The sequence below is a fragment of the Aquimarina sp. AU119 genome, assembly GCF_900312735.1.
Lineage (GTDB): Bacteria > Bacteroidota > Bacteroidia > Flavobacteriales > Flavobacteriaceae > Aquimarina > Aquimarina algiphila.
The window spans coordinates 261,973-275,086 of the sequence record NZ_OMPF01000016.1; the positions used below are offsets into that span (position 1 = coordinate 261,973).

General features: G+C 33.0%; 6 protein-coding genes. All 6 read right to left on the reverse strand.

Annotated elements, in window-relative coordinates; translation table 11 throughout:
* Nucleotides 1–36: 36 nt before the first annotated feature.
* Entirely contained in the window at nt 37–3,366 is a 3,330-nt protein-coding gene (locus tag DK442_RS15930) for a VCBS repeat-containing protein (RefSeq protein ID WP_109436888.1), read from the reverse strand.
* Between the two features lie 76 nt (nt 3,367–3,442).
* Complete coding sequence (locus tag DK442_RS15935) at nt 3,443–5,209, reverse strand: RagB/SusD family nutrient uptake outer membrane protein (RefSeq protein ID WP_109436889.1); 1,767 nt, start codon at nt 5,207–5,209, stop codon at nt 3,443–3,445.
* Between the two features lie 11 nt (nt 5,210–5,220).
* Entirely contained in the window at nt 5,221–8,673 is a 3,453-nt protein-coding gene (locus DK442_RS15940; protein ID WP_109436890.1) for a TonB-dependent receptor, read from the reverse strand.
* A gap of 132 nt (nt 8,674–8,805) precedes the next feature.
* Nucleotides 8,806–9,816: a FecR family protein gene (locus tag DK442_RS15945; RefSeq protein WP_109436891.1), complete on the reverse strand. Its 1,011-nt coding sequence runs from the start codon at nt 9,814–9,816 to the stop codon at nt 8,806–8,808.
* A gap of 175 nt (nt 9,817–9,991) precedes the next feature.
* Nucleotides 9,992–10,549 (reverse strand): RNA polymerase sigma factor, encoded by a 558-nt coding sequence (locus DK442_RS15950; RefSeq protein WP_109436892.1) that lies wholly within the window; start codon nt 10,547–10,549, stop codon nt 9,992–9,994.
* Nucleotides 10,550–10,654: 105 nt separating this feature from the next.
* Nucleotides 10,655–12,931, reverse strand: coding sequence for a glycoside hydrolase family 3 N-terminal domain-containing protein (locus DK442_RS15955; RefSeq protein WP_109436893.1), 2,277 nt, complete (start codon nt 12,929–12,931; stop codon nt 10,655–10,657).
* Nucleotides 12,932–13,114 lie beyond the last annotated feature (183 nt).

Genomic DNA, 13,114 nt, shown 5'->3' on the forward strand with positions numbered 1-13,114 from the left:
AAGATTTATGAAAACAAATAGAATAAATAAGTATACTTAATGTTCTGTGCCAATTTTTACAAATTGTACATAATCATTGTTCTTAGCGGCAATAATAAATTTAGTTCCTTTTACGTTCAATGAAGATAAATCTTTAACATCTCCCTGTAACATCAAGCCGCTTTTAGAAGCAGAAACTGGTTCAAATTTCCCTGTTCCGTCACCTTTCATAAACAATCCATATCCAGCATCATTTCGGGGTGTTTCTACCTCTGAAGCATATAAGTTTCCTCCTATAATAGCATCCAGGTTCCCATCTTTATCAAAATCTTCAATCAAAATTTGATTCATTGATGAAAGTTGAGCTTCTGCCGGAAGTTTATGAATAACAAAGGTATCGCCTTGATTTTCTAAATAAACACTTGCAAAAGATTTTACCTGATAATGTAATGATGATTCCAAAGAATTTTTGGTATAGACATCTACTAATGTTGCTTCAGAAAAACTTTTGTAGTCTTTAAATTTATGCTTAATTCCTGGGATTTGATCAGACGAGCACTGCCTTCCTCTTACCGGAAATTGTTTTCCTTCATTATAATAGCTAAGTACAATATCGTCTTTGTTATCTTTATCAAAATCACTTACATATATATCAAAAGTCTCTTCTTCTGTAGCTTGATACTTATAATTTAGACCATTATTACCAACCAGATAATCCATATCGCCATCCTGATCAAAATCTCCTTCCTTAATACTCCACCACCACCCGGTTGTATCTAATGTTAACCCCAACTCTTCTGATACTTCTTTAAACCCTGTTTTTATGTTTTTGAAAACACGAATGGGCATCCACTCTCCTACTATTATAATATCCAACCAATTATCATGATCAAAATCTGTAATTACGGCGCTCGTAGCCATACCAAGATTTATAAATTCTTTGGCTTGTGAGTCGGTTACATTTTCGAATTTAACATTACCATTCTTACTACTGTTCTTTAATAAATAACTACTAGCAGGAGCTGGATAATTTTCTGGAACCTGACGTCCCAAAACAAGTATATCCTCTTTACCATCTTTATCAAAATCTGCATGATACGCTCTTGAGCCACTAGTGATCATCTTAGGTAAAACTCCTACCTCTGCTTTACTAAAATTACCTTTACCATCATTAATGTATAGTCTATCCTGTAACATTTCAGAAGTTGAAGAAAACTCGTATCCACCACTTACCACATATAGATCATTATCACCATCCTGATCAACATCAAAAATAACAGCACCTACATCTTCATTTGCCTTATCTTCTTCCAGAACTTCAATTACTTGTTTTTCGAATCCATCATTTTTTTGAAAAAATAAACTCCCTGAATAATTGTGTGCTCCTCCAACAAAATAATCTTCTAAACCATCATTGTTTAAATCTCCAACAGCAATTCCTGGACCAAATTTTGACATTTTATGAGGGAGCAAGATTTGCTTTGAAAAATCATCATAGCTATTCTCTTTATGGATATGCTCTGGAAAAATTTCGCTTTCTTCTGAAGTAAAAAGCGTAGTCGTTTTATCGACTTCTTTTTCTTTATCAGAGGCTTCACTATACTTTATAATTAGCTTTTGATTTGTGTTAATATTTTTTAATACCTGAGACTTACCATCTGTCCATACAATTTCTATTTCTTCAATTATTTTTGATTGATTAACTCCAAAATGTAGTTCTGGTGCTACGGATGATTGAAATCCGCGTGTTAAGGTAAGTTCCTGCATTTGAGTTTCTCCACTATTTTTTAAATATACTCGATTTCCTAATCCAAATGTATTATTGGAGCTACCTTCAAATTGTATCGTTATATAATTATTCTTTTCAGAGCTTTTATTCTCAAAAACAGACGCATAATCATCTATGTTATTTGTTATAATCTCTAAATCTCCATCATTATCCAAATCAGCATACGCAACTCCATTAGAGAAACCTTCATACTGAATTCCCCAACTCTCATTTACTTTTTCAAAACCATAATCTCCTACATTACGAAACATAAAATTATCGATCTTTTCTGAAGGAATCTTTAAACTTTTTTGTAAAAGACTATCCTGTACGTCTTTAGTTTTATTTAGACTTTTAAAATAATCATTGTTATTTATTTCTCTTCTGGTACCATTAGAAATAAATAGATCTTTTCGTCCATCATTATCAAAATCTGCAAAAAGTGGTCCCCAGCTCCAATCTGTTGAAGAAGTTCCTGTTATTCTGGAAATATTAGAAAATTGAGGTATTCCATCTTTAATTACCCCTGTATTAGATTGTAGACAATTATGCATATACTGATAATGAAATCCAGAATTGACGGTGCTCCAAAATAATTTTGGATTCATGCTTGCCATATTAGTTTTTTTACGACGATTTGACTGGGCATCCATATCTACCTGAAAAATATCCAGATTGCCGTCATTGTTATAATCTGATATATCTACTCCCATACCAAAAAAAGCGGTATGTGCTGTTGCTTTTTTTACTACTTCTCTAAAAGTCCCATCTTGATTATTTAAATACAAATAATCTGGAGTACTAAAATCATTAGATACATAAATATCAGACCACCCATCATTATTAAGATCACCTACGGTTGCACTTAAAGTCAGTCCAAAGTTTTTAATTCCCGCATCTTCGGTTGCATTTGTAAAAGTGCCTCCATCATTTCTATATAAATGATCACTTTCATGATCTTTTATATTTTTCATTCTAAATGTATAATAGAAATTCGGAGCGTTAAAACTTGTTGGGGGATAATTAGCTGAATATAGATCTAAGTCTCCATCATTATCATAGTCAAAAAACGTTCCTTGAACACTATTTCCGATATCATCAATACCATATTCTGATGCTTTTTCAGAAAATGTTACTTGTCCTGAGCTTGTCGAAGAGCCATTATTTATAAAGAGTTGATTATTTTTTGGCCCAAACTTACCTCCTACCGAACAATAAATATCCAAAAAGCCATCTCCATTGATATCAACCATTGTGACTCCTGTATACCATCTATCATCTCCCGAGACCCCAGCTTTTTCTGTAATATCCTCAAATTTTAGATTTCCTTTATTTAGATATAATTTGTTTGAAACCTGATTTCCTGTAAAGTAAATATCTATTAGGCCATCATTGTTAATATCTCCTGTTGCTACTCCTCCTCCCATATATAAATAGGAATACGTAAAATAATTTAAAGAATCATTTTCTGTAAGCACATTATTGAATTCAATTCCAGTTGTGGAAGCTTCCAGATTCTCAAATACTTTATTAGTAGTATTTACTATTGTCTTTTCTTTTTCTGTGCAGCTAACAAGAAAGAATACACCAACAAAAAAAACTAAACATTTATATATCATATGGATGTATTATTATGTAAAAAGACAACGTACCAAAGCACGTTGTCTTTAAAAACTAATTCAAAATAAACAATTTTTAGTATCCATCATTCTGCTTGATAACACCACCACTCACACTAATTACATTTTGAGCGATAGGATATACCTGACTTCTTAATGAGAAGGATACCCCATTAAGATGAGATCTTTTTGTAGATTCTTCTGCTAAATAATTTGTCAATACCGTTGCTGCCTCACCTCTTCTTACCAAATCAAAGAAACGATGTCCTTCTAATGCCGTTTCTATTCTATATTCGTGAGCGACTGCTTTAATAGCTTGTGCTTGACCTGTAAAAGCACCATAAGGGCTAATTACATAGTTAGCAGCCGGAGTAGCCGTGGGCATTCCATCCATATCTAATTCTTTTACAAAATCTTCTGTATTTGCAGCACGCATACGAACTTGATCTACTAATGATACTCCTAAATCTCCTTCTCCTTGTACCGCCATAATCTCTGCTCTCCATAACAATATCTCTGCAAATCGAATAATATTTGTATTTATTGAACTTGCCGCAGGAAACCACGCAACTCCAGAGTCAACAGCAGGGTTATTAAATTGACTAAATCTAAACACTGAAACTTTTTGTAGATAAGGACCTCCATTGGCGGGATTACGAATCCAAGATTGCCCTGGCATAATACCCCAACCATTAAAATCTATACCTCTACGGCCAATCTTCCAATCCAATCTTGGATCTAATTCTCCAGCATATGGAGTAAAAGGATCAGCATCTGCTATACCATCATCATTTGTAACATCAGAATCATTAAACGTGTCTAATAATGGTAATCCTCCAGCATCTGTTTTATATGCGTTCACTAGGTTCTGTGAAGGTTGAAAAAATCCACAACATGCCCCTCCAGTAGTTCCCACAGGTGCTCCGTTTGGAAAATTAAGCGCTTCTCCCCAATTAGAATTATCATCTTGGGATGATCCATCATTTACGGTATGCTGTACTGCAAATATAGACTCACTAGAGTTTTTTGTTTCTGCATTAAAATTGTCAGAGTATTTAGCTACTAAACTATATGGTCCTGCATTAATTACATCATCCAAAATTGGTCTAGCTGCATCGTAGTCTAATTGATACATATGTACCTTTGCCATATATGCTTTTGCAGCCCAGCTATTCCCTGCACCAACAAATCTTGATGCTTCTGGAAGGTTATCTATTGCAAATTGAAAATCAGCTTCTATAAGCCCCCATGAATCTACACTTTCATTAGTTATTGATTCTTCAACGGTTTCATCTACAAATGGAATCTTACCCCACACTTTTTTAGCTTCAAAATGATAATGTGCTCTCAAAAATCTTGCTTCTGCTTCAAATTGAGCAGCTTCTGCAGTTGTTAAATCACCCGCTTCTAAACCTGTTTTAACCCCGCGTATAGCCTCATTACTTCGCGCAACTCCTTCAAAAATCGCATTCCACAAATATCCATAATAATTGTTTTCAGAAGACGTAGCTGTATACGCTTCTACATTATCAATAACAGGCTGATCTCCCGGATCACTTCCTTTATAGGCATTATCAGATGATACTTCTCCATAAATCCAATTAGATGGAGCCGAACGCCAAGAGTCAGATGTATCTAGGTTTCTATCCAACATCCCATACGCTGCAGCTAATTGAAGCGTTACCCAATTACTATCAAATACAATTACATCTGCACTTACCTGTCCTTGTAAAGGAATTTCTAGTTCATCTTTACAAGACTGAAAAACTACCGCAATTTGTAATAAAACACCAATTCCTATTAGTGCTTTATTAGCTTTTAACAATTTAAATATCTTTATCATTACAGTTATTTTTAAAATGAAACGTTCAATCCTAGGTTTACTGACCTTGAAACCGGATATGCTCCTCTATCAACGCCTATTTCTAAGTTTGCCTGTTGTTGATTGGTATAGTTTGATAAATTGATCTCAGGATCCAAACCATCGTAACTCGTAAACGTTAATAGGTTTTTACCCTGTAAAAAGATTCTTATTTTATCTGCTTTTAATTTCGAACTGATATTTTCTCCAAGTGTATATCCAACCGAGATGTTTTTGAGTCTAACATAAGAACCGTCTTCAATATAGTAAGAAGATCCTACCGCTTCATTCGCACTAAGTGTGTAAGCCGGTAATGAGCCCCCTGTATTTGTTGGGGTCCAAGAATTTTGTATATAATCTAAGCTTCTAGCTCCTTCAAAATTTGAAAAATCTGTCCAGAATTTAGTTAGGTTATAAATATCATTCCCTTGAGAACCTTGAAAAAGTAAAGACAAATCAAAATTCTTATATTCTGCGTCAAAAGTGATCCCATATGTAAAATCCGGATGAGGGCTACCTATGATATCTCTAGAATCTCCTGTGATAATAGCCCTTCCTGTAGCAGGATCAATGCCTTCCCAAGTGAAACCAACAAATGAAGAAATAGGTTCTCCTGCTACAGTATTCGTAGTTTCGAAACCTGTTTGAGAACCTAAATTTGGGTTCGCTATTACTTGGTCTAAATTATTTTCATCCAAGAAATCCACTTCATTTTTATAGTGAGATATATTTACTCCAACCGAGTATGAAAAAGCAGCTGTCGAATTATTTGAGTATGAAATTCCTAAGTCAAAACCAGTGTTAGTCATTTCTCCAAAATTCTTGAATATCGAACCGATCGTATTTCCAAATACTGTTGGATCTGTTGGTACAGCAAGTAGCATATCTTTAGTCACTGCATTATAAACATCTAAATCTATATCTAAGGCGCTATTAAATAAAGACGCTGAAATACCAAAATTAGTGGTAGTCGTTGTTTCCCATGTTAAACCTGGGTCTCCTATATTAGCTAAGAAAAAGCCTGTCTGTCCATTATAATCATAAAAATCTAAATTAGAAGCAAAGGAAGTTACTCCTCTAAATGCAGGAATAGAATTATTTCCTAACTCTCCCCAACTCAACTTAAGTAATAAGTTACTTACTATTGAAGAATCTTCAAGAAAACTTTCTCCAGATACTCTCCATCCTAAACTAATGGCTGGAAAAATAGCATCTTGATTACCAGCTTCAAATAGAGAAGAATTATCCTGTCTAAGTGTTGCACTTACCAAATACTTATCATCATATGCATAATCTACTTTTCCAAAAACAGAAAAACTAGATGATTTATTCTGCCCACTTCCTACAGTTTGAGCGCCCGTACCAGCACTTAAGAATGTAAAATCAGGAGTATCTTCAAGGAAATTTGTGATTTGACCAAAGAATTGTTCAAATCTATTCTTTTTAAATTCTGTTCCTACAAAAGCATCAATACTATGTACATCTCCTAAGGTCTTCGTATATTGCAAGATATTATACCAGTTTGTATTAATCTGACTAGTAGAAGTTTCCCTTAACAAATTTACTTGTCTAGCTGCAGAATTCTCAACATCTACTGGTCTGAAAAATGAAAATTCAGAGCTAATCATATCTGCTGTAAATGTAGACTTAATCAATAACCCGTCCATAATATCAAATTCTGCATAAATAGATCCTAACGCTCTAATCGTTTCTGTAGGATTATTAGCATTTCTTCGAGCTGCACCTATTGCATTTGAAGCATTACCTACACCACCTATGGTAGCTGTACCAGCAAAGTTACCAGCAATATCGGTAACTGGGATAAGAGGATTACTTCTATAAAGTGCAGCAATTTGCCCCTCATTATTCTGATTACTTGAACTTCCTACTGGATCAATAAATCCAATTCTTTCTGAATATGAAACATTTACAGATTCTCCTAATCTAAATCTATCGGTAATGTTAAATTCTGAATTTACTCTTAAATTATAACGTTCAAAGCTAGTTGCAATACCAACTCCTTCTTGATCTAGTACTCCCAGACCTACATATAATTTAGAATTTTCTCCTCCTCCTCTTGCAGAAATATTATGTTGTTGTACAAAAGCAGGATCAAAAAATGCACCAAACCAGTCTGTTCCACCTTTATTTGCTCTTGTAATTCTATTATCCGGAAAACTATAGGTACTTTCATCTACAGTTCCTGAAACCCCTGCTGGTAAAATATAATCTGGTAATACAGGGCTAGTTCCTGAACCATATTGAGGATGAGAAAGTGCTTGCCCATCATTTGCCAAAGCTTGCCAATAAGCATCTGCTATCTGTTGTGGTGTTGCAAATTCAGGAAATACGGATTCTGGTATAAAATCGACTCCAGTTAAACCACTATAACTAAAAGTTACCTTATTGTTCTTTTTACCACTTTTTGTTGTTATTACAATTACCCCATTAGCAGCTCCAATTCCATAAATAGATGCTGCGGCAGCATCTTTAAGTATTTGTATGGATGCAATATCATCAGGGTTAAGGTCACTAAGACCTTGACCAGTTTGTACTCCGTCAATTACATATAATGGATCATTTCCATTAATTGTTCCATACCCTCTAATACGTACTGCAGAATTCCCACCAGGTCCTCCTTCAACACCAACAGTTACACCAGCTGCCTGACCCTGTAAAGCTTGTTCTAAACTAGTAGGAGTCGTTGCTGCTATTGCTTCGGATTGTACAACTGTAACCGACCCTGTAATATTTCTGGTATTCTGTCTTGTATAACCAGTAACAACAACTTCACTTAGCTCACTCGCATCTTCAACCAAAACTACTTCTATAGGGGTTTGACCAGAATATACCACTTCTTTTGTAGTAAACCCTACATAAGAAAATACTATCGTTTCTCCACTAGCAACTTCTAACTGATAGTTCCCATCAAAATCTGTTTGAGTTCCTCTATTGGTTCCTTTTACAATAACGCTCGCTCCTGGAAGTGGGCCTCCATCTGCTGTGGTAACTTTACCTGTAACAGCATCCTGAACTGGTACTTCTACGTCTGAAAACGTTTTCGTAATTGCTTCTTTTTTTTGTTTGGATATTACTATTTGTCTATCCAATATTTTATAAGTAAGATCTGTTTTTACAAATGCTCTATTTAGAATCTCATTTATGGTAGATTCCTTAAGACTAAGGGTAATTGTATTGTTTGTTTTTATAATATCATCTTTATAAAAGAATATAAATTCACTTTGAGAATGAATTTGATCAAACAATTCTTCAAAAGTTGCATTTTTAAGATTGATATTGAGTTTAGTTTGTGAATAAGAGTTGTTAGCATAAACGCTAGTTAATCCGAAGAACAGGAATAAAATAAAAACTCTCATAATAGTCAATAAAAAATTGATTTTCTTCTTTTTGGATAAAAAAGAAAGCCCGTTAGCTTTTTTATTCATAATTTTGTTTTTTACGTATTAAGTATTGCGATATCGCAATATTTTGATTTAGGTCAGAAAATGTTGCCGCATTTTCTGACTTTTTTATTATAAAAGGTTGTGTGATGTTTTTATATCATATAGTTGATTGTTTTAATTAATTACAAATTTTCCATTTTCTATCTTATATTTTAAATCTGTAGATTGTTTAATAACTTCGATTACTTTTTCTATACTTTCTTTCAAATCAAGATGTCCAGAAAAAGTTTGACTTTTAAGCTCTTCACTTTCAATTGAAATATTTACATTATAATATCGAGAAAGCTTCTTGATAATTAAATCCATTCTCTGTTTCTTAAATATGAATTTACCGTCACGCCATGCCATATATTTTGCAACATCTACTTTACTGGTTTTCATGCCTTTTACTTTACTGTTATACACAGCTAGAGTTCCTGGTTTTATTTTAATTCTAGATTTCCCGAAAATAGAATTTCCCTGATATTTAATTTCTACACTACCTCTTTCTAGTGCTGTACTAGTATACGAATCATCTTCATAACTACTTACATTAAAAACGGTACCTAAAACCTTAATATCATAGTCATTAGTTACAACATAAAATGGTTGTTCTGCATTGTGCCTTACATCAAAAATTGCTTCTCCTATAAGATGGACTTCTCTTTTATCTCCATTAAATGTTACTGGATATGTTAACTTTGACCCTGAATTAAGCCAAACTTTTGTCCCCTCAGAAAGTGTAATTTTTGTCCTTTTACCATAAGGAACAATAATAGTATTAAATGTATTCTTTGATGACTGAGCAACTTTTTTTGAACTATTAATATCTAACTCATCACCAGTACTAGAATATGTAATACTTGATGAACTTTCGGTAATTTTTATCTCTTCTTTTTCGTTTAAAACTAATTTCACATCTCCATTATTATGAATATTTAAATCTGTAGTATGCACATAATCCTTAATTTTTGAAGAATTATTATAAAAACCACTAGTATAATTAATCGAAATCATTAAAATAGCAATAGCTGCTGCCATACTGACAATATAGCCAAGTCTTCTCTTTCTCCTCTTATTGCGATATTCTAGAATAGATGTACCTATCCTGGATTTTAAAAGGTCCTTTTCTTCTTTGGTTAACATTTTTTGGGGAGTTTACTATCCATTACAATATTTTGTACTCTTCTTTTTAACATATGATTATACCATATTTATGGTAAGGTTTTTATACACCAAGTGTTACGTGTATTGCCTTACTATTATATAAAAGCAGTGAAATCAAAAACATAGACAAAAAAAAAACACTTTTTTTTTAATTTTATTCGATTTCTATTTCATTTCGTAGTTTTTTTACTGCTCTGTAGATTAAAGTTCTAACCGATTCTATCGAAATCCCTAAAATGGCAGCAATTTCTTCATAAGATTTCTTTTCATCAAATTTTAATGATAGCCCCTTTCTTTGCTTACTAGAAAGCGAAGTCATTGCTACAGAGAGTTTAGCACTAATTTCCAGGGAGTTTTCAGACTGAATAATCGATTCTTCTGCAGATTTTGATGAAGAAACAATTTCATCTTTTTTATCATCTGCAGAAAATAACTTTAGTTTAGATTTAAATTTTTTATTAATTTTTCTTTTAAGGGAAGTAAAAAGATAATATTTAACATTATCCACATCAGAAAGTTTCTTTCGATATTTATAAATATCCAAAAAAAGATCGTGAATGCAATCCTTAACGTAACCTGTATCATTTGTATATTGAATACCAAACGCATATAGTGAATCTATATATTTATCATATAGCTCATTAAAAGCGTTCAAATCTCCCAATTTGACCTTTGTCCATAATATTGAATCAATAGATCTAATAGATTGCATGTGAGGTAATTTGCATATTTATGAATTCTTAAAAAAGATGTTCTAAAATTGTGTGTTTTATATTAAATTAACATTAATATTGGTTATAAATATAACCAAAAACACTTATAACTCTTTTTCTAATGCAAATTTTTTGTTAAGATTTCCTATTATTATCTCAAATTCACCATACTCAACAACCCACTTATTATCCTCATTTACAAACTTTAAGTCGTCTGTATCAATAGTAAAAGAAACTTTTTTATTTTCTCCCGGTTGAAGTTCTATTTTTTTAAACCTTTTAAGTGTTTTCACCTCTGGTGTAATACTCGCATATAAATCTTTAATATATAATTGCACTACTTCTTTACCCGTTCGTGTACCCGTATTTTGGACCTCTACTGTCACATTAATAGCATCTCCTTTTTTGATAAACACTTTATCAAAATTTAAATTTTTATATCCAAAAGTAGTATAAGACAATCCATGTCCAAACTCATATTGCGGAGAATAACTTTTTTGATAATCTGCATCATCATTCTGCTCTTCATCACCTAAACTCTCTGTATACTTTCTATTATACTTTTGCAATGAATTAGCATACCTTGGATAATTGTATGGAAGTTTACCACTTGGATTTACATCTCCGTAAACGATATCTACTAATGCCCTGGATCCTTCATTTCCAGGTAAGTAACATTGCAACACAGCATCCATGCCTTTTTCAAATTGACTTATAATTCTTGGTCTCCCTTCGTTTAAAACCAATATAATTGGTTTATTTAGATCCATAAGTGCTTTTGCTAATTTAACCTGAGGTTCTGTAATTAACAAATCATTGATATCACCAGGAGTTTCTGTATAATTATGCTCTCCTAAACATAAAACAATATAATCAACATTTTTAGCTAAAGAAACAGATTTAGCAATATCTATTTCCTCAAAAATTGAAACCCCGGGAGCATATTCTACATTTTGCTTCCCAATCTTACCTTGGAAAGCCTCTAAAATTGTAAATTTATCTTTTGCGTATTGATCACTTTTTTCTCCTTGCCATGTATATGACCAACCTCCATTTAGGTATTTCATACTATTTGCTGTAGGACCTGTAATCAAGACTTTACTTTCTTTGGATATAGGGAGCGTTTTATCAGTATTTTTTAACAATGTAATAGATTCAGAAGCAGCTATATAAGACATCGCTATTGAAGATGAAGAACCAAAATCAGGATAATCTTTTGGATCAGTAACTGGTGTTCTAAATAAATCCAATTCGTATTTTACTCTTAAAATTCTACTTACCGCATCATCAATTCTAGACATAGGAACCTCGCCATCATTTACTAAAGACAATAAATCTTCAAAAAACGTATAATTATCTGGTACCATACTCATATCGATACCTGCCAGGACAGATTTTTTAACTGCTTCTCGCATAGTAGATGCAATTTTATGACGTGTATGCAGGTAAATAATATCTTGCCAATCAGTAACTACAAAGCCTTTAAATCCAAGTTCTTCTTTCAAAAGATCATTTATTATCTTCTTACTTGCATGAACAGGAACTCCATTGATTTCGCCAGAACTAATCATTATACTTTTGGCATCTGCTTCTATACTTTTCTCATATATTGGCAAATCATATTGTCTAAGAATTCTTTCGGGGATTATACTTGGTGTTCTATCTTTTCCTGTTGTCGTACTACCATATCCTATATAATGCTTAATACAAGCAGCAACTTTATCCGACTCACCTATATCATCTCCCTGAAAACCTTCTACCATTGCTACCCCCATCTGAGATGACAAATATGTATCCTCACCAAAAGATTCCCAAAGTCTAGACCATGCGGGGTTTCTTGGTAAATCTAAATCTGGAGAAAAAACCCAAGGGATTGAAGATGCCCTAGTTTCATAAGCCGAAATAGCCGTACATTTCTTAACCAATTCAGAATCCCATGTTGCTGCCATCCCAATCTGTTGCGGAAACAAAACCGCACCAGCAGTATAACTGGCTCCATGAATAGCATCTATACCATAAATAATTGGAATCTTTTTATCTGTCTGATTTGTTTCTTCTAAAATTTCATTCAGCACTTCGTTCCATCTTTCTGGGCTTGGAGCTCCAGGATTTGGGACATTAAGTATTGACCCTATTTTATATTTATGAATAGCTTTCTTTAACTTATTTTTATCTAACACACCAGGCTCACCATCTTGCTCCAATGCAGTAACTGTGATCTGAGTCATTTGACCAATTTTCTCTTCCAGTGTCATACTTGACAGTAGTGCTGCAACTTTCGCATCTATGGGATCAGAAGTCTCAATTTCTTGTTTTTTAAAAGAACATGACGATAACAAAACTACACTTAACAGCATAGTGACAATTGCACTAATTTTCATAATTGATTGTGTATTATTAATTTCAGATACTCTGTTTTTAAAGAGTCAAAAACCAACCAAACGTAGACACAATACTTTTGCTTTTTTTAGTGTTCTAATGAAAATAATGCTTCATTTTTTTAATATTTATAAGAAAAAAACAGAATAGCTTTCACTATTCTGTTTTTCAATATTTCTGTTATT

Coding starts and splice junctions, on each gene's coding strand:
- DK442_RS15935 (WP_109436889.1), bottom strand. CDS start 5,209: ATGATAAAGATATTTAAATTGTTAAAAGCTAATAAAGCACTAATAGGA.
- DK442_RS15930 (WP_109436888.1), bottom strand. CDS start 3,366: ATGATATATAAATGTTTAGTTTTTTTTGTTGGTGTATTCTTTCTTGTT.
- DK442_RS15940 (WP_109436890.1), bottom strand. CDS start 8,673: ATGAATAAAAAAGCTAACGGGCTTTCTTTTTTATCCAAAAAGAAGAAA.
- DK442_RS15945 (WP_109436891.1), bottom strand. CDS start 9,816: ATGTTAACCAAAGAAGAAAAGGACCTTTTAAAATCCAGGATAGGTACA.
- DK442_RS15950 (WP_109436892.1), bottom strand. CDS start 10,549: ATGCAATCTATTAGATCTATTGATTCAATATTATGGACAAAGGTCAAA.
- DK442_RS15955 (WP_109436893.1), bottom strand. CDS start 12,931: ATGAAAATTAGTGCAATTGTCACTATGCTGTTAAGTGTAGTTTTGTTA.